At 60.4% G+C, this 17,205-nt stretch carries 18 protein-coding genes; 9 read left to right on the top strand and 9 right to left on the bottom strand.

The features are described from left to right. Positions 1–239: DNA ligase-like domain-containing protein (locus AC0L2Y_RS21730; protein ID WP_473559361.1), on the bottom strand; the 239-nt coding region annotated here is incomplete at its 3' end. A gap of 813 nt (positions 240–1,052) precedes the next feature. Further along, the gene (locus tag AC0L2Y_RS21725; RefSeq protein WP_473559357.1) at positions 1,053–1,229 is read right to left on the bottom strand and encodes a hypothetical protein; all 177 of its coding nucleotides are present in this window, start codon (positions 1,227–1,229) and stop codon (positions 1,053–1,055) included. Positions 1,230–1,687: 458 nt separating this feature from the next. Between AC0L2Y_RS21725 and AC0L2Y_RS21720 the strand changes: the two genes are divergently transcribed. Beyond that, entirely contained in the window at positions 1,688–1,942 is a 255-nt protein-coding gene (locus tag AC0L2Y_RS21720; RefSeq protein ID WP_473559355.1) for a hypothetical protein, read from the top strand. Between the two features lie 76 nt (positions 1,943–2,018). Continuing rightward, complete coding sequence (locus tag AC0L2Y_RS21715) at positions 2,019–2,186, top strand: Thivi_2564 family membrane protein (RefSeq protein WP_473559353.1); 168 nt, start codon at positions 2,019–2,021, stop codon at positions 2,184–2,186. Here AC0L2Y_RS21715 and AC0L2Y_RS21710 read toward each other — a convergent pair. Next, positions 2,183–2,341: a hypothetical protein gene (locus tag AC0L2Y_RS21710; protein ID WP_473559351.1), complete on the bottom strand. Its 159-nt coding sequence runs from the start codon at positions 2,339–2,341 to the stop codon at positions 2,183–2,185. The genes AC0L2Y_RS21715 and AC0L2Y_RS21710 overlap by 4 nt on opposite strands. Positions 2,342–2,624: 283 nt before the next feature. Here AC0L2Y_RS21710 and AC0L2Y_RS21705 point away from each other — a divergent pair, with 283 nt between their 5' ends. The 4 genes from AC0L2Y_RS21705 to AC0L2Y_RS21690 all read left to right on the top strand — a co-directional run bounded on the left by AC0L2Y_RS21705 (position 2,625) and on the right by AC0L2Y_RS21690 (position 5,036). Continuing rightward, the gene (locus AC0L2Y_RS21705) at positions 2,625–2,888 is read left to right on the top strand and encodes a hypothetical protein (protein ID WP_473559349.1); all 264 of its coding nucleotides are present in this window, start codon (positions 2,625–2,627) and stop codon (positions 2,886–2,888) included. A 224-nt stretch (positions 2,889–3,112) separates the two neighbouring features. Beyond that, positions 3,113–3,295, top strand: coding sequence for a CsbD family protein (locus AC0L2Y_RS21700; RefSeq protein ID WP_473559347.1), 183 nt, complete (start codon positions 3,113–3,115; stop codon positions 3,293–3,295). A gap of 683 nt (positions 3,296–3,978) precedes the next feature. Further along, entirely contained in the window at positions 3,979–4,452 is a 474-nt protein-coding gene (locus tag AC0L2Y_RS21695; protein WP_473559345.1) for a mobile mystery protein A, read from the top strand. Further along, positions 4,449–5,036: a mobile mystery protein B gene (locus AC0L2Y_RS21690; RefSeq protein ID WP_473559343.1), complete on the top strand. Its 588-nt coding sequence runs from the start codon at positions 4,449–4,451 to the stop codon at positions 5,034–5,036. Before AC0L2Y_RS21695 ends, AC0L2Y_RS21690 begins: the two co-directional genes overlap by 4 nt. Positions 5,037–5,719: 683 nt before the next feature. Here AC0L2Y_RS21690 and AC0L2Y_RS21685 read toward each other — a convergent pair. The 6 genes from AC0L2Y_RS21685 to AC0L2Y_RS21660 form a co-directional block, all read right to left on the bottom strand. Continuing rightward, positions 5,720–6,436: a pentapeptide repeat-containing protein gene (locus AC0L2Y_RS21685; RefSeq protein ID WP_473559341.1), complete on the bottom strand. Its 717-nt coding sequence runs from the start codon at positions 6,434–6,436 to the stop codon at positions 5,720–5,722. Between the two features lie 444 nt (positions 6,437–6,880). Further along, complete coding sequence (locus tag AC0L2Y_RS21680; RefSeq protein WP_473559339.1) at positions 6,881–7,246, bottom strand: hypothetical protein; 366 nt, start codon at positions 7,244–7,246, stop codon at positions 6,881–6,883. A 145-nt stretch (positions 7,247–7,391) separates the two neighbouring features. Then, entirely contained in the window at positions 7,392–7,778 is a 387-nt protein-coding gene (locus tag AC0L2Y_RS21675; protein ID WP_473559337.1) for a VanZ family protein, read from the bottom strand. Positions 7,779–8,519: 741 nt separating this feature from the next. Next, positions 8,520–9,665: an integrase catalytic domain-containing protein gene (locus tag AC0L2Y_RS21670; protein WP_473559335.1), complete on the bottom strand. Its 1,146-nt coding sequence runs from the start codon at positions 9,663–9,665 to the stop codon at positions 8,520–8,522. Beyond that, positions 9,610–10,101, bottom strand: a complete 492-nt coding sequence (locus tag AC0L2Y_RS21665; protein ID WP_473559333.1) for a hypothetical protein — start codon at positions 10,099–10,101, stop codon at positions 9,610–9,612. Before AC0L2Y_RS21665 ends, AC0L2Y_RS21670 begins: the two co-directional genes overlap by 56 nt. An 819-nt stretch (positions 10,102–10,920) precedes the next feature. Next, positions 10,921–13,779, bottom strand: a complete 2,859-nt coding sequence (locus AC0L2Y_RS21660) for an ATP-binding protein (RefSeq protein ID WP_473559332.1) — start codon at positions 13,777–13,779, stop codon at positions 10,921–10,923. A gap of 226 nt (positions 13,780–14,005) precedes the next feature. On the opposite strand from AC0L2Y_RS21660, the gene AC0L2Y_RS21655 reads away from it, so the two are divergent. From AC0L2Y_RS21655 to AC0L2Y_RS21645, 3 genes are all read left to right on the top strand, one after another. Beyond that, entirely contained in the window at positions 14,006–15,367 is a 1,362-nt protein-coding gene (locus AC0L2Y_RS21655; protein ID WP_473559330.1) for an epoxide hydrolase family protein, read from the top strand. Between the two features lie 88 nt (positions 15,368–15,455). Continuing rightward, positions 15,456–15,884: a DUF6130 family protein gene (locus tag AC0L2Y_RS21650; protein WP_473559328.1), complete on the top strand. Its 429-nt coding sequence runs from the start codon at positions 15,456–15,458 to the stop codon at positions 15,882–15,884. Beyond that, entirely contained in the window at positions 15,881–17,161 is a 1,281-nt protein-coding gene (locus AC0L2Y_RS21645; protein WP_473559326.1) for an epoxide hydrolase family protein, read from the top strand. Before AC0L2Y_RS21650 ends, AC0L2Y_RS21645 begins: the two co-directional genes overlap by 4 nt. The last annotated feature ends 44 nt before the right edge of the window (positions 17,162–17,205 follow it).

Below are 17,205 nucleotides of genomic sequence, written 5' to 3'. Positions count from 1 at the left end.
AGCGCGTCGAAGTCGGGCAGGCCGGCCGCATTGGTGACCACTGCCTCACCCTCGAAGATCGCGTTCTTGACGTCAAGCTCCCGCGCGGCTTCGACGAGGCCGGTGTATTTACTCGTCCAGTCCACACCGCTCTTGGTGAAGGCGCGGATATCGTCGGGCTGTTGATGAGGATCTGGGTGCGGTAGCCGTCCAGTCCAGGGCTCACCCTCGGGTGGCTTCGCGACCAGCTTGGGCTCCATCGGCGGAACGACTCAAGGCGGCCGGCGCCGGTCCTTACGATTTTACGCACCCAGTCAATACTAGGTACAAAGCTTATATTAGCTAGAGTGAACGGAAGGTGATTCCGCGGCTTCTCAGCCGAACCCAGCATCCAAAAAAGCCCGCGCTTCCGGGAGAAGACGCGGGCCGATCGGGGCTACCCGATCTGGCAGCAATTCACAAAGGAGGGAGTTGCTGCGTTAAGATGAACCATCGCGCCGGTCAGCTGTTCCACCAGGACCACAAAAAAGTCCCGCCGCACATGCCCCATGACGGCGGGACCCGATCAAGCGACTTGCACCAGGCTGGGGGGATGCGGGGGGTGGGCTTGCCCGGTGCAACCGGACCGTCAGGCATCATAGGCGCATCGCATGAAATGCGTCCACCAACTGACGGTTGGATAGAAGCTAAGGGCGGACAGGCTCCCAAACATGGTTCGCGGGATACGGATAGCTGCCCAAAAAATACCAGTCGGCCAAATCATCCAGCCGACGATACGCTCTGTCAAAATATGTGACCGGAAAGACGCGAGGGAACTCGGGATGGCTCGTCCACGCCCGGACAAACCTTGGCGCGTACCAAAACCCTACTGCCACCCATCGCTCTAATGTCTGGCTTCCCTCGTGAGCTCGACAGTACTGCTCCATAGCGTTGGACAATCGATCGAACGCCTCGACATCCCAGATCATGTTGGGTCGAATCATGATGAGGAACGACCCATCTCCCGCTTCGAACTCATTTCTGAGCACCTGCAACTCCATCTAGTCGCCGTCCTTAAGTTATGGGTTCATACCCTAGTTCAGCGCCGGCGGCTTGCCGGGTCTGAAACCCTTCAGCGCCGCCGCAATGCCCATCATTACTGATTGCTCGGGGTGATCGAGAACGCGCAGGGTGCCCGGCTCGTCGCCACCCACCCCGCAGATCGGTAGGATCTGATAGTCGCCTTCGAAAGGCTCCGTATCGCCATTCAAGAAGAAGTCATATTCGGGGAAACACCTTTTCAGCGTCCAACCCCTCGTGATCGCATCGGGCCATACCGCACCCTTGGCGATCGCCTGCTCAAATGCGATGTGTCTTTGGATGCTCGTGCGGCGAACGTCTCATGCAGCCCGATCGTGTCGGCGCGGAGCTTCACCAGTCCGTCGGAATATCGGGCGCTGATCCGGTCTCACCAGATTGGTAGGGATTGGTTTACCATCTCGGATCGCAGATGTGATCGTTCGGTCGAAACGTTTTCGCGATGCTTCCGAGTCAGATAGGCCCGCAACTGGTCGGGCTCGCCAGAGAGCAGTTCATCGCGGGCTCGGGCAACATAGTCGCTCTGAACTGTGGTGAGCCCGATCACCCGCCTTTTCTGCTGCCGGTCACCCGACCACCTCCAGTGCGGTCCTGGTCGGATTGGCGCCGCAGCACGACGAAAGCCGCTTGGATGGCGAAGCGCCGGCATCTGCTCGACGCTCGCAACGCCGCCGCCGTTGAAGGTCTGCCGCTCTTCCAGCGGCCGAAACGCGGCCTCGGTCGAGGTTCATCGCCTGGACGCGCCGTTGATGTCGCCGCGCTCAAAGCGCTCAACCATGCGGAGCAGCACGACGTTGCTGCGGATGTCGTCGATCGCCTCGATGAAGGCGGCCCGGAGCATCGGCTCAAAGGTCGAGACAAGCTGTTCGAATCGCTCGCGAGGTGATAGGCGCTTTAGCATGTGGAACTTTCAGACCACGCAACGCAGTGTTGCTGGCTAGTTTTCATGTCAGTGAGGGGCAATGGCCGGCACACCTTTAATCAGTATTCTGGTCACTTTCCTCGTCATCGTTCTGGTATTGTATCTCGTTAACCTTCTGCCGCTTGACGGCCGTACCCGCCAGATCGCTCGAGTTGTCGTGATCATCATCGGCATCGTGTCATTGCTCAAATACCTCGCGGTATTTTAAGCCGCCACCAATGCGATGTAGGCCACCGGCGTGCCGGCTGGCGGGATCGGCCGCAGATCCTTGATGACCAGCTCGGCGCCGTCGATGATGAGCGTGTCGGCTATGGCGGGGACAATGGCCCGCACAGCGAACGTGATCTGGTTATCGGTGGCCACAATGAGCGTGCCGTCGACCTATTTCTGCGTGACGCGGCGGGCGGCCTCGAAACGGATAATCTGTTATCTTCGGAGTGCCGGGTATCCATGATGTCGATGGGTCTGGAGCGCCGGTTATGCTTCTCCGCAGAAAGACCTCCCCCTGCCCTAATCCGCCCTCGCCCTCCGGCTGGAGCAGTTCCGTGGCCATCTCGGCCATGTCGTCATAGAAGCCAGCCATCCCACGACCAAGGTGTCAGGCAGACCGTAGGCGGGACCGATTAGCGGGGCGAGCAAGCCCTCGATGATGGTCGAGACCGGCGCATCTGGCGCGAAGATGTTGCCGGTTTCGCCGGGCTCAAAGAACTCGCGTTCGATGCCCTCGACCTTCTGGTGCTTCACCTTCTTGGAAGGGTCGAAGGAAGATCGACAGCGAGCCGGGCTTTACCAGCTCGAGGTATGCGGCCTCGTACGAGGCATCAATGACCCGCTGCGGGATCAGATCGCACGCAAGGGTCGTGCCGTACACAGTGGCGCCGGTGCGCGGCCGTGCTCGCTGTTGCGCTAGACCGCCCGTAGGGCACGCCCGGAAGGCGCATGGCGTAGGTGCCGTCGATGTAGGCACTGCCGCGCTGGCGAGCCGCGGCGATCGTGCCCGCAGGCACGGTATAGCCGGCTGCAGCTACTTAGGCTCTGAAGCTTGCATCATCACCGTATCCAGCCATGCCGATCCTGCTCACTCTGGAACATTCAGGTTCCGCTCACGTTGAGTTCTGCGAAAGGAAAAGAACCATGCACAAGGACGAAGTTAAGGGTTCCGCGAAGAAACTGCGCGGCGATGTGAAGGACAAGATCGGCAAGGCCACCGGTGATGATAAGCTTCGCGCTGACGGGGCCGCTGATAAGGCTGAGGGCAGCCTTCAGAAAGGTTTCGGCAAGGCGAAAGATAAAGTTCGAGATGCCTTGAAGGATTGATAGGGGACGGACCCGGCCAATCGCATCATACCCTTGGCGGCCATGGTATCGGCCGCCTTCCTTCGTCGGATTTGGCGAAGCTAGACCACGTTGAAGTGCCGCAAGAAAGCAAGCACGATTGCGCCAAGCGCATAAAACCCAAGCAGCCAAAGTACGGGCATGAATATACCCGTCTTCTCCTTCAGCTTCAAAGTGGCACTTTGGAGTGATCTAAGTATACTCATGAACAACACCTACCCATGCTTATAACCAGGTCGAGGTATCTTCGTTCCATTGCTGTCGAAGCGCCGAGCTCGAACGGACGGCCCCTTGTCATTGAGAGGTGGGGCAGTCGCGGGCCGCACCTCGTTGAAGTCACTCCGCCAACTTGTCGTCGACGAGTTCCTTCAGCTTCTCGGTCGAGATGTTCCTGGCGTATTCGATGCCAAGCTCATCCGCCCGCTTCTTGAGGTCCTCGCGTTCCGTGTCGGCCGCGCCCTTGCCCTGGAACTCGTCCGACTTGGACGAATCCTTGCCGGCGAACGAGAACGGCCGAAGCAGTCCGCTACGCGTGACCTTGCCTCCAGTTCTCTCCTACTGATCAGACCCGCCGATGGTAATAACATATATGTTATCATAGTTCGAACAGTTGATCATATATATGCTATTGCATGGACGTGTTTGAATAATGATGGATCATCAAAATGCGCCCGCAGGAACGCGCCACAGCCAGACGCCAGCTCGACAAGAGGCTCAGCCCCTTACGAGCCCAGGAGGGATTCGCAAGGCCGCCGCGCGGCTGGATCAAGGCGATCCGCGAGGCGCTCGGCATTACGACGGCACAGCTTGGAAAGCGGCTGGGCGTCAGCCAGCCGCGCGCCGTCGCCATCGAAAAAGCCGAAAGCACCAATGCGATCACGCTCGATTCGCTTGAACGCGCCGCCCGGGCGCTGGACTGCGACCTCGTCTATGCACTGGTGCCGCGCAAGCCGCTCCAAACCCTTACAGAGGAACGCGCTCTCAAGCTGGCAAGGCGTCGCGTCAAGCCTGCCCGCCACACAATGGCGCTTGAAGCACAAAGCCTCGATCCGGAAGCCGAGGAAGAGCAGGTCAGGCAGATCGCAAGACGCCTGCTGGAAAAGCCCGGCTCGGCGCTGTGGGATGACGAGGCGTCATGACCGATCCGCTCCTCGAACAGGATGACGCCGCAACGCCGCTCAGCCCTAAAGAGCGCGAAGGCCTGATCCCGGCTTACATCACCCTGCGCGGCGAACTGAACGAAGCCGAACAGGCGAACATGCTCGACGCGGAGGAATGGGCGTTCGCCCGCAAACGCGATGTGCTCAGCGAAAAATTCCTGAACGATCTGCACAAGCGGATGTTCGGCCGCGTCTGGCGCTGGGCCGGCAGCTACCGCGACAGCAACCAGAATATCGGCGTCGATGCCTACCGCATCCCCACCGAACTGCGACAGCTCATCGATAACTGCCGCTACCGGATCGACCACGAAACCTACCCGCCCGATGAAATCGTAGCGCGCTTTCACCACAAACTCGTATGGATCCATCCCTACCCCAACGGCAACGGCCGCCACGCACGGCTCGCGACCGACCTGTTGCTCGTCAGCATGAATCGCCCCCGCTTCTCCTGGGGCAGCGCCAGCCTTGTCGATCCCGGCGAAACCCGGCGGGGCTATGTCGAAGCCCTGCGCGCCGCCGACAATCACGATATCGGCCCGTTGCTGGAATTTGTCCGGTCCTGAGGGGCAAGATTCCACCGCTTGCCACCTGGCAAAAGCTCATCTACTCCACGTCGTTCTCGACTAACGGATCCGTGAGAATGTCAGGCGCTTCCCGCTCCGCCGCCTTGAGCGGCGCGAGAACGCACCAGTCCCTAAAATAGGCGGACACAATTCGTTAATCCCCCAAGATGCCGCGGCCTATTTCAAGTGCTGTCGCCCGGTATTGGACCGGGTGTTTGTGAGCGGCGACGAAGTGACGGCGGGAGGGCTGATTATCGCAGGCGTGTTGACAGGCTTGCAGGTTCGTATCGAACGCCGCGCTCCTACCATTGTGGAAGGAGAGGCGTTATGAGAGTCGCCTATCGAAAACCGGTCGCTCGTCGTCTCGGTTGGAGGCTTCGCCGCGAGCATCGCGGCGAACACCAGTTCGACGCCGTCACCCATTTTCCGGACAGGCGCGCAAATATTGAGCTCGACGAGCTTGCGGCGCGTCTCAATGACTTTGATTTATTCGGACAGGAGCTACCGGTTCGATGGACCGGTAGCGGTGAACGGAAGCGGCACAAACACCCTTCGGCCGCGATTTCGCCAATAGCAATACCGTAGAAACGTGCCACTTTGGCGGAGGATCTGCGGCCGCCGGAGGCAGGTTACAGGTTCGAATCCTGTCGGGTGCAGCATTGCCGCAGTTCGCTTGCCGACAACTATTCCTGCTGGAATTGACAGGGCCAATCTTCAGGCCTCGTCAAGCCAGAAGGCAACTCGGTCCGGGCGTCTCCGCAAGCCATGTTGAGCTGCCACTGGGACAGACCCGCCGAATTGGAAAGGTCGAGGCCCTCGATACGGGTCAGAAAGAAAAAGGCGCGGTCAAAGTCTATCGGCGCGGTGAACCTCGCTCCTCGGAAGTCCGCCCGTGCGAGATTGGCAAACGAGAAGCGGCTGCCGCTGATATCGGCGTCATGGAACTGCGCACGCCCCAGTTCTGCCTTTGTGAAATCAACATTGGTCAGATTGGCGTCCTGGAAATTCGAGCGCTGCATTTCGGCGCTCGCAAACACAGCGCCCTGCGCGTCCATACGGCTGAAGTCGGTCCTGTAGCCCTCGATTCTGTCGAACCGGGCGCCTTTGGCGGTCGAGTCGGCCAAGGAAGCACGCACAAGAGTTGCCTTCTCAAGATTTGCCGCACGGAGATTGGTGTTCCTGAGGTCGGTCGAAGTGAAATCAACACCGAACAGGTTCGCCCCGCTCAGGTCCTGTCCATCTAGGATGAGAAGTTTCTTGTCACACTCTTGCCAATTGACGCCAGGCGTCGCGGCTGCGTCGCAATTTTGAGCGGCAGCGGCGTTCTGCCAAGCAAACACAGTGCAAACCGCTAGAACCAAGCCGGATGTGCCGTAAGCTCTGGTTCGCCTCAAAGTCATTGTTGCTGGACCTCTGCTACTCGCCGACACTCACCCTTACCACATCTGCTGACACTCGAGCCACGGTGACCACCGCCGTCACAGTCAGCGCATTTCTCATATTCAAGCTTTGATGTTGATCAACCGATCAACCCGCGCGTAGGGCGCGATTTGCAAGCTCTTCCCCATGTCATCGGCGGTCCAGCAGAGGGCCCTGAAAGACTCGTCGTCCATTCCCCCACTCCCTGTTGCGAGCGCAAAGGTATGTGCAATTCACCGACGCTGTATCGGTAGGTCGTCTGCTCGGACCGGAAGTGCGTCATGGAATCCCCGCGACGGCTCATCGCCGCCGACAAAATGACCCAGAAAGAGATGCGAGGACGGAAGCGGAGCTTGCGATTGCCTAGCGATTGTCTTCTTGCTCGTCGGTCCTCTCTAGCGGGTTCCCGGCAGGGCGACGCAAAGCTAAGTCTCTGCGCGGCGACGCCACCACGTGAGCCCGCAAGCGAAGACCCAGTTGAAATAGATGAGGGCGATAACCGGCCCGGCCAGGGGACCTTGCAGGCGCCAATAATCAAGGAAGTAGCGCGCGCCTTCTGATAGCGTTCCATACGCCGTGCCTACGAGCACGACGCATGCGGTAACAAGCAGTCCGTTAGCGATATGGAGCGAAGGTATAGTGCGCAATGCGTTGAGCCAAGCGGCAAACGAGACCGCAGCTAATGGCAGGCAACTCAACGCGCCCGCGATCCACCCGTGGCCAGCGCCAGCCAAGGCGATGAAACCGAACAGCAGCAAGGCGCCGAACAGCGAGGCGATGAGGTATTTCATGCGTCTAAGTTCCGGGACTCCTGGTCCTTCTTAGCTACGGCCATCCCATCCTACTCGCGGAAATCCTGTAGCGAAGCGTGCCGCAAATCCTCTTCACCGCGCAAGTACTTTACGCGGCCAGCCCGTACTTGCCAGGATGCGACCTCTAGGAGAAGCCGCCAGCTAATTTCTTTGTCCAGCTTGCAATCGCGAGCCCGCACGCGATGCCGACACAATCGGCAAACCAGTCGAAGATATCCATGTCGCGACTTATTATTTGCATGCCCTGCAGTATCTCGATCGCGGCGCCAGTAAGGGCGAGAAAAACTATCAGTCTTGCTCTGTGCTCTGGCCAACCGAGACTGCCGATAGCAGTCAACACGACGAACGCTGCTGCGTGATTGAGCTTGTCATCATGAGAGGTGAAGCCGAAACCAAAATTCTGCAAAAGCCACACCGGTGAGAGCGCGAGCACGAGGACACCGGCCAGTGTGACCAGAAAAGCAATCCTTGCCACGATGGGAAAAGGTCTCGCACGCAACAAATCGGCCACTCCTTTTATCCGAACCTAGGACGCCGCTACTTCGAACATAGCCATCCGCACGTGGCGGCACATTGAGGAACAGAGTCCATTGCCGCAAATGGCTGGGAAAAAGGCGAATTGGGATCTCGGTAGGCTTCTGCGTTTAATACGGCATTCCGGGGCGGGCGTCAGAAGCGGGCTGCGATCGGTGGCACCGATCAATGCAGCAATCGGAGGGAGGTTGCTGCGCGTACCGAACCGGCCACCCGATTGTTCACCAACGGCGGCCGCGCCAGCAACAGCTGCAGCGGAAAACCCAAAACGAGCTGCTCGGGCGGCAGCAGCGACAAGACAGCCGCAACCGCAATCAAGTTGCTCGTCAAAGCGTGGCGTGCTGCACCTGATAAGCGGGTCCATCCAGTGTCGTACCTGAACACGGCGAAGTCCCGCCTTGGGCGGGACGTCGTGTAGCTCGGAGGGCGGATCACATCTTGCCGAGCATGAGGCCGCGGTCGGAGCCACATGTACAAGGCTCCTTGGGCCCGAGTGCAGGCAGAGGTAACGCAGCGCGCTGTGGAGTGATTGCGCGGGCACGATTTAGGCCGCAAACCGCTCTAAAGCTTACAAAGGTGTCGGGTCAGCAAACGAACTCCGGTCACAGGACTGTATTGGCGGTGTCCCTCTACCGACTTGAACCCCGGCCGTTACTTAGGTCGCACCCACCCTTTTGCACGCTGTCGGGCGACATGGAAAACTGACCCTCCTATTGCCTCACCGAGGAATGTTGCCGAACGCGATAGGGCCGACATGGGCCCTTTCTCCATCTGTCGCGGCGGAGGGAGATAGCGGCCAGCTCTTCATCCAACCGCCATCGAGGATGATCAGCCCAGCCACTTCCATGCGCCAGACCTTCACAAGCCGTTGCACCATTCTCAGGTTCTTTTCCTTAAAGCGCGAGGGGTCGATCTTTGTCAGGCGTTGCAACACACTTGCTGCCGAGAGCGCCGGGTCTTCTTCGAGCCATCCCTTGATCTGCGCCTCGAACGGCTCGTACATGCTGGGTCTCTTCGGATAGGGTTTGGTCCGCCGATACGGCCGCCGATGCGTTGGTCGGGTCTTGCCACTCTTCCAGGCCGTCTTCAGATTCGCGGCGAAGCGCTGTAGATCGATAACGGCCGGCTCCTCAATCTTCGCATTCAGGCCATGACGATCGACCCGCCGCCCAAGCTCCTCCTGCGCGGCGCGGATACCAGCAAACAGCAGCACGGGATCGGCGGTTTCCATCATCGCCTGGAGCCGCTGCTTGTCGGCCTCGGCCACACCCGGATGTGCAAGGACACGGGCCGCAGGCGGAACTGGCGGATGATAGCGCTTGATCACACGAGCGCCGATCCGCGTCTTCTCCTGAAGCTCGAATGACGGTTGGAACAGATTGCCGTAAAGCCGCACGACAGCATAAAGTTTACCAAGCGCGGCCGTCGCCTCCGCGCCGACAAACCGACCATACCCCGCCAGGCGACGCACGATGGCGCCATTCTTCTGCTCCACATGCGCCTGGTCATTCTTTCGATAGGCGCGCGAGCGCGTCACTTCCAGTTCCTCGCTGCGGCACCAGGAGACGACGAACTCGTTCATGAAGGCGCTGTCGTTGTCGAAATCTACGCCGAGCAGGGGGAAGGGAAAGAACGAGCGGGCCTGCTTGATCGCCACAATCACATTGCCGCTGTCGCGCGTGCGGACCGGAACGCATTCAGTCCACCCCGTGGCAATATCGGTCAACACCATCGTCTGCACGAAGCTGCCGGACGAAGACGTGCCGGAATGCGCCACGAAATCGACCTCGACGTAACCGGGCGGCGGATCATTCCAGTCCCCGAACGTGCGCACCGGCACCGATCGGCGAACCGCCGAACTCATTCCTGCTCGTCGGCGCTGGCCGCCGCGAGCCACAACACGTACCTCCGCCAAAAGCCCATCCAGCGTCGCGGCTCATTGTCAGCAGCTTGCCGCGGAGCGCGGCGTCGAGCTCTAGCCGGCGATGCCGTTCAAGCGCTGGCAGCAAGACAGGTATCAACGGCCGCAGCCGTTTGGAACACAGCCGCTCCGATGCCTCCCACAACACCACGAGCGCTTCGCGAACATCGCCGCCATAGCGAAGGCTGTGCCTCTTGTTGCCAGGTATCTTCGACGCGCGTTGACGGAGCACTCGGATCGCATGCTTGCGATGATAACCGGTCATCGCGACGAACTCATCGAGGATGAGGCGCTTATCGCTTCGGCTCCCCGATCGATACCGCTCGACAATTGCTTCCACCAATTCCGACCGTGTCGCCATGCTGATCCGCCTTGCCATCCATCCTCCGAATCGGGATGACAACACCTGACCATCCCATTCGGAACAGCGACACTATTGGTAACATTTTGCTTGAGGCAATGCGGGGGTCACTTCCGGATGTCGCTTGATATGCACGCGTCTCCCTGCCCGGCTGTTGAACCCGTTGGGCGGCTCGCCAGTCCGCCAGGGGATAGCAACCTGAGATGAACACAGCACTACCTTTGATGGCTCAGTACGGAGGCAAGGCCATCATCCCGAATCGACGACGTGTGCCGAGACTATTCTCTCACCTGAGGCCAACGAAGCTGGTCTGCAAGGATCTCCACCGGCGAAATTGCCATTCAGCTGGTGCGGATCGAGGACAGCCAGAAGGTGCGAAAGGCGGTCGTCTCGCCGACCTAGCCAGATACCTTGAGCTCCGTACAGAGGCCGCAAGAAAAGAGATGAAGGGGCCGCAGCGAGTAGGTAGCAATGGTGAAAGCGTTTCGATCGCGCCTGCCACCGAAAGCCGCCCGGACGACTTGTGAGCGTTTCCGTACTGCATTCGGGACGGCACGACCTCAACAAAGACGCGTAATCAACTGGCTGGACTGGATATTTCTTCGAAGTCCGTCCCATCTGATGTTCGGCACAATGGTACAGCATTGCAGTATCAAACGGAGCGTTTCGCGAAACGATTTCCTACCGAATACGAGCGTTTATACGGATCAGACTGGTCCAGCGAGATCGATCCGTCCCATCTGATACTGCCCGCCATCCACCCCGTCAAAAAGGCGTGGATACGCCAAAAGCTGATGTCCGGCCGTCTCCAGAAAAGTAAACGTGCATCGGCGGCAGCTAGCGCAGCCTCGCCAACAGGCGCTCGGCGGCCTTCAAATCTGCTGTACTCAGGCCTTCCACGAAATGCTCGAATACCGGCTGTAACAACGCGCAAGCGCTGTCGACTTCTCCTCGACCGGCCATCAGCGCCGCTATGTCGATTGCGGTTCGCAGCTCCCATGCTCGCGCACCCTGACTGCGGCTCAATTCCAGCGCCTGCGACAGGCATGTCTCGGCTTCGGCGCGATTGCTTTCCGACAGCTGGAGAACAAGGCTTCCCTTCATCCGCAGCAACTCCGGAAGGTACAATAGGTCGCCGTTCTTTTGGACTTGACCAAGTGAATCGTCGATCAGCACCATTGCTTCATCGACCTGACCGATTGCGGACAATCCCCTGACCAGCGAGAGGTTGAGCGGAGTCGTGAGCAATTCGTAAGGTGCCGCGTGCAGCTTCAGAAGAGAAGTCTGCAGGCCCTCGACACCCCCTTTTGCATCGCCTTGACGGATCGCGACTTCGCTTTTGAAGCCCCGACCGACCAGCAGGTAAGGAGTCATGGAATGGGATTCCGCGCGGGCGATAAGCATGTCGATATACGCCTCGGCGCTCTTTAGGTCGCCCGCCCACAGGAAGACCGATATCGCCCAGATCAATGCGATCGCCAGCGTTAGAGAATGATCCATGGCGGCAGCCTCTTCGACGGCCTGCCGAGCATGTGCCATGGCCTGATCCGGATGGCCTTGCAGCCAATGGTTCCTCGCCAGAATTGCCCTGGCCAGGATTTTGCCTTCGAAGCCCAGATAGATCGTCGTGGTCCGCTGAGAGCGCGGCCCACGGTCGAGCGCCGCCTCCAACTCCGCGCGCGCTTCCGCAAGGTCACCTCGCAGGTGAAGCGAGATGCCCAGGATCGAGTGTGCAAGCGCGATCGCGACCGAATCCTCCAGACCGGCGGCTGTGGCTGAACAACGTCTTGCAAATTCGAGGGCGGTTACGAAATTGCCCGTCCGCAGATGGAACATGTTGAGCGGACCCAACAGACGCACCTGATCCAGCGCATCGCCGCGCTCCTCGGCGATCGCTAGGCTTCTCTGCAGGGCTACGCGCGCCCTGTCGCGTCCTCCCCGCATGAACATGAAGGATACGCCGAGACCGGCCTGAAGATGCATCTCGTCAAGTCCGCCAAGGGCGGCACCGTCGGAAGCCAATATTGCTCTTTCAGACCAGCGATGACACTCCTGCAACAAGGACATCGCCAGGAAAACCGGCGCGGCAGCGATGGCGAGTCCCATGCCGATGTCGGCGTTTCCGTTGTTGCCGAAGCACCATTCCAGGGCAGCTCGGACATTGTTGATGGCGGCGAAGTGAGGAGCCCGTTCCTCACCGGTCGCCAGTTTTGGCCATGCGATCCCGGTCTGCTCAAGCCATCTCCGATAGTAGGCGGCGTGGCCCACTGCCAGATCGGCAGCCTCCGCGTCATCGATCCGGATATCGAGAACGTAGGCGCGCGTGGTATCGAGGAGCCGGTAGCGTATCATCGCTCCGGCCGGACGCGTCGCTACAATCGATTTGGCGACGAGACTGTCCATGGCGCCCAGGACGGTCGATCGATCGAGGGTCGCGCTCGTCACCACCTCCAGTGCGGCATCGAGCGTGAAATGACCGACGAATACAGCGAGCCTGCGCAACACCACGCGCTCAAGGTCGGTCAGGAGCCCAAAGCTCCAGTCCAGTGTCGCCTGCAGGGTTTGCTGGCGCGGCGGCGCGGTCCGCGAACCGAGCCACAGCAGTGTCAGGCGTTGATCAAGAAGTGCGGCGGTCTGTTGCAGCCCATAGGATTCGACGCGCCTGGCCGCCAGTTCGATGGAGAGCGCCACTCCGTCGAGCTTTCGACAGATGCTTGCGATGAGCAGGGCCTCCGCATCGCTGACGTCCAAACGAGCGCCGCCTGCCACCGCTCGTTCGACGAACAGTTGGGTGGCCGGGAAGGTCTGGACAATGGCCGCCGTTAGTCCAGGTTCGTCGGGCGGATAGGCAAGCGCATCCAATCGATAGATATGCTCGCCCTCGACCCGAAGCACCTCGCGGCTCGTCGCCAGGATGTGGACCTGTGACGCCGCATCGACGATGCTTGCTGCCAAAGGCGCCACCGCATCCAAGAGATGCTCACAGGTATCGAGGATCAAGAGAATCCGTTTGTTGCGCAAGTAGGCGATCAGGTTGGGCGTGGCATCTTCTGTTTGAACGGATAGCCCAAGCATCGAGGCGACGGCTGTCGTCACCAGACCGGGATCACCGATCATCCCCAGATCGACGAACAGAACTGCCCCATAAAATGCGTCGACCAGATGATGCCCGACTGCGATCGCGACGGTGGTTTTGCCGACACCGCCGACGCCAACGATGGTGACGAACCGCGAAGCATTCAGCTGCGCCGACAGCTTGAGAACGTCCTCATCCCGCCCGACCATTCTGCTCAAGCGGCTTGGAAGATTCGCATGCGGAAACCCGGCGGCGATGAATGGGGCTTCGTCGTGTGGGCTGCTTAATCGCGAGACTGGTGCAACGAAGCAATAGCCGCGCCCCGGAAGCGTCGCGATGTAACGCGCGCCATCCTTTCCATCGCCCAGCGCCTTGCGCAGTCCGGTCACGTGGAACCGCAAGCTGCCTTCCTCGACAACCACATCGGGCCAAACCCGCGACATCAGATCCTTCTTGCTGACGACTTCATTCGGCGCGGAAGTCAGAACGATGAGAATTTCAAGGGCGCGCGAGCCCAGCTCTACGGGAGCGCCTTCTCTTGTCAGGAGCCTTTCACCCGCAGCCAAGCAGAAAGGGCCAAACGACAATCTGTCTTTGGCCTGACTTGCCGTCATCGTCATGGCGTCTCTTCTTTTGGGAGCCGCCTGCACCCAGCGCGCCTCAGTTTATGTCAAGGAACGCTCCCGCACCATAGGGAGTCTCCACTGTCTGGCGCCTTCTATCTGCTCAAAAAAGCGGCTGGCGGGCAGCGACTAACAAGAGCTCACGACGCATAACGGGCTAATCCCATCTCCTGGGGGTACGTCAAGCAGTGCAGATCGCATCCATCAACCCCAGGAGAGTCCCATGGACACGACCAGAACCTCCGAAACAATCGACCAGGATCGCCGGCGACTTCTGGGCACTGCCGCCGTCGGCATCGCCGCCGCAGGCGCCGCGAGCCTGCTCCCGTCACAAAAGGCCGCCGCATCAACCAGCGATGGCATCCGCCCCTTCACCGTTAGCTTCCCGCAGGAGGAGCTCACCGAGCTTCGCCGGCGCATCGTCGCTACGCGCTGGCCCGAGCGCGAGCTCGTATCCGACGAGGCCTCCCGGCGGATCTGGTCGACCCCTGCGACGATAGGGCCAACGCAGGGCGTGCAACTCGCCACGATGCAGAAGCTCATGCAGTATTGGGGAACGGAATATGATTGGAGCAAATGCGAGGCGCGGTTGAAGGGGCTGCCGAATTTCGTCACCGAGATCGACGGCCTCGACATCCACTTCATCCACGTGAAATCCAAACATCAGGGCGCCCTGCCTGTCATCATCACGCATGGCTGGCCCGGTTCGGTCATCGAACTCCTGAAGATCATCGATCCGTTCACCAATCCCACTGCGCACGGCGGTACCGCGGCCGACGCGTTCGACGTGGTGATCCCGTCGATGCCGGGCTACGGCTTTTCCGGCAAGCCCACCGAAATCGGTTGGGATTCAGCGCGCATCGCGCGGGCGTGGATCGTGCTGATGAAGCGCCTCGGCTACGACCGGTACGTCGCGCAGGGTGGCGATTGGGGGGCACTTATCACCGAACAGATGGCTCTGATCGCACCTCCGGAGCTGGTCGCCATCCACACGAACATGCCGGGGACCATTCCGCCCGAGATCGTGAAAGCGCTTGCCTCTGGCGGCCCGCCCCCTGCCGATCTCGGCCCCGACGAGAAGCGCGCCTACGAGCAGGTCGCGTTTTTCTACAAGAACGGCCTGGGCTACGCCAACGAAATGGCGCTTCGTCCGCAAACGCTCTACGGGATCGTCGATTCACCGGCCGGCCTGGCGGCGTGGATCCTCGATCACGATGCGGATAGCTATGCGCTGATCGCCCGCTCCTTCGACGGAGAGCCGGAGGGCCTTACCCGCGACGACATCCTCGACAACATCACGTTCTACTGGCTGACGAACACGGCGATGTCGTCGGCACGTCTCTATTGGGAACACGCGCAAACGGCGAAGGCCGGCTTCTTCGACGCCAAGGGCATCACAATTCCTGTCGGCGCCACTGCGAACCCCAGCGAAATCTACACAGCGCCAAAGAGCTGGACTGAACGCGCGTTCCCGAAGCTCCTGCATTACGGCCGCACGGACAAGGGCTGCCATTTCGCGGCCTGGGAACAGCCGAAGATCTTCACCGATGAGGTGCGCGCAACATTCAAGACGTTGCAGACATGACCTGTTGGCGGGGGATGGCGCGCCGGACGCGCGTCATCTTCCGCTCAGCGATAGCTGCGTAGCGAAACCTCCGAAGGGAGCGACTGCAATGAACCCCCTCATTAAGACGCTCGCCGCACTCGCGGCTTGCACCGTGCTCGCCACGGGCTCGTTTGCCCAGAGCACGGTCGTTCCCATCGACAACGAACCCGCACCCAAGCTGATCGTGGAGCCGCCGCTTCCGGGTCCGTTGGCCGGCGGCGTCGTGTTCATCCCGTACCGGGTGGAGAATCTGCGCATCCTGCCTGTGGGTGGATCGGCCCCAAGTAACGTGTCTCCGCGTCTCGGGCATCTGCACGTCACCGTCGACGACCTGCCTTGGGCGTGGGCGGATTACGGTCAGAGCAACACCATCATCTTGGTGGGCATGCCCGGCGGCCAGCACAAGGTCCTAATCGAGGTGGTGGACCCCGAAGGCAATGTCTTCACCAAACAAACAATGACGTTCCACACTCGGGACAAGAAGGTGCAGCCATGAGTTTCCACCAAATGGCGGCTGCGCTGGCGTTGGGGCTTTGCACCCTCTCCGCGCCCGCCTTCGCAAATTCGGTCGAGGATCGCTCGATCCGGCCCTTCAAAATTCAGGTTGCGCAAACGGCGCTCGACGATCTTCGCGGTCGTATTGCAGAAACACGGTGGCCCGACCGGGAGACCGTCGGTGGCCAATCGCAGGGCATTCAGCTGGCGAGGATCAGGCCGCTCGTCGAGTATTGGGGCACGGCCTACGACTGGCGGACAGCGGAAGCGAAGCTGAATTCCCTGCCTCAGTTCATGACCACGATCGACGGCGTGGACATTTACTTCATCCACGTTCGCTCGAAACATCCCCATGCCCTGCCGCTGATCATGACGCATGGCTGGCCTGGTTCGGTGCTGGAATTGCTCAAAACGGTCGGCCCGCTCACCGATCCCACCGCGCATGGCGGCAGCCCTGAGGACGCGTTCGACCTCGTACTGCCGTCGTTGCCGGGTTTCGGCTTCTCCGGCAAGCCGACTGAGACCGGCTGGGATACCGAGCGCATTGCGCGAGCCTGGGCAGAGCTGATGAAGCGCCTGGGCTACACAGAATACGTCGCCCAAGGCGGCGACTGGGGCTCCCCCGTTTCGAATGCGATGGGCCGCCTGGCCCCTGCAGGACTTCTTGGCATCCATGTTAACCTGCCGGCTGTCGTACCACCTGAGATAGCTGCTGTGCTCGCCACCGGCGGACCAGTGCCGGCAGGCCTGACGGGTAAGGAGCGCACGGCATTCGACGCGCTCAGCGCGTCCGCCAAGATGGGGAACAGATCCTACGCCACGATGATGGGCACCCGACCGCAGACGATAGGCTATGCCATCAATGACTCCCCTGCGGGGCTCGCAGCGTGGATGCTCGGGCATCCGGGCTTTTCAGGCTGGACCTACGACGATAGCGACCCTGAAAAGTCGCCGGACGAGGTGCTGGACGACATAACTCTGTACTGGTTGACGAACACCGCCACCTCGTCCGGGCGAATTTACTGGGAGTACGGCGGCGGGCGCAGTCCCGTTTTTGCCGACCCGGAAAAGACCAACGAAGTCTCGCTGCCGGTCGCCATCACGGTCTTTCCGGGGGAAGGCTATCAGGCCCCCGAGACGTGGGCCCGGCGCGCCTATCCCAACCTGATCTACTTCCATGAGGTCGACAAAGGCGGCCACTTCGCCGCGTGGGAGCAGCCGGAGCTCTTCTCCACCGAGTTGCGCGCTGCCTTCAGGTCGCTGCGGCAAAGAAACTGAGCTGACCGGAGGGCACAAGAAGCATTTCCATCAAACTCAACGGA

The sequence above is a fragment of the Mesorhizobium sp. WSM4830 genome (genome assembly GCF_055811495.1).
The sequence above is the reverse complement of the archived record's forward strand: the minus strand, read 5'-3'. Positions and strand labels throughout refer to the sequence as shown.

Bases quoted from the DNA above. Each gene is read 5' to 3' on its own strand.
- AC0L2Y_RS21720 (WP_473559355.1), top strand. From the start codon at position 1,688: ATGGCGAAGCGCCGGCATCTGCTCGACGCTCGCAACGCCGCCGCCGTT.
- AC0L2Y_RS21715 (WP_473559353.1), top strand. From the start codon at position 2,019: ATGGCCGGCACACCTTTAATCAGTATTCTGGTCACTTTCCTCGTCATC.
- AC0L2Y_RS21705 (WP_473559349.1), top strand. From the start codon at position 2,625: ATGATGGTCGAGACCGGCGCATCTGGCGCGAAGATGTTGCCGGTTTCG.
- AC0L2Y_RS21700 (WP_473559347.1), top strand. From the start codon at position 3,113: ATGCACAAGGACGAAGTTAAGGGTTCCGCGAAGAAACTGCGCGGCGAT.
- AC0L2Y_RS21695 (WP_473559345.1), top strand. From the start codon at position 3,979: ATGCGCCCGCAGGAACGCGCCACAGCCAGACGCCAGCTCGACAAGAGG.
- AC0L2Y_RS21690 (WP_473559343.1), top strand. From the start codon at position 4,449: ATGACCGATCCGCTCCTCGAACAGGATGACGCCGCAACGCCGCTCAGC.
- AC0L2Y_RS21685 (WP_473559341.1), bottom strand. From the start codon at position 6,436: ATGACTTTGAGGCGAACCAGAGCTTACGGCACATCCGGCTTGGTTCTA.
- AC0L2Y_RS21680 (WP_473559339.1), bottom strand. From the start codon at position 7,246: ATGAAATACCTCATCGCCTCGCTGTTCGGCGCCTTGCTGCTGTTCGGT.
- AC0L2Y_RS21670 (WP_473559335.1), bottom strand. From the start codon at position 9,665: ATGAGTTCGGCGGTTCGCCGATCGGTGCCGGTGCGCACGTTCGGGGAC.
- AC0L2Y_RS21665 (WP_473559333.1), bottom strand. From the start codon at position 10,101: ATGGCAAGGCGGATCAGCATGGCGACACGGTCGGAATTGGTGGAAGCA.
- AC0L2Y_RS21660 (WP_473559332.1), bottom strand. From the start codon at position 13,779: ATGACGATGACGGCAAGTCAGGCCAAAGACAGATTGTCGTTTGGCCCT.
- AC0L2Y_RS21655 (WP_473559330.1), top strand. From the start codon at position 14,006: ATGGACACGACCAGAACCTCCGAAACAATCGACCAGGATCGCCGGCGA.
- AC0L2Y_RS21650 (WP_473559328.1), top strand. From the start codon at position 15,456: ATGAACCCCCTCATTAAGACGCTCGCCGCACTCGCGGCTTGCACCGTG.
- AC0L2Y_RS21645 (WP_473559326.1), top strand. From the start codon at position 15,881: ATGAGTTTCCACCAAATGGCGGCTGCGCTGGCGTTGGGGCTTTGCACC.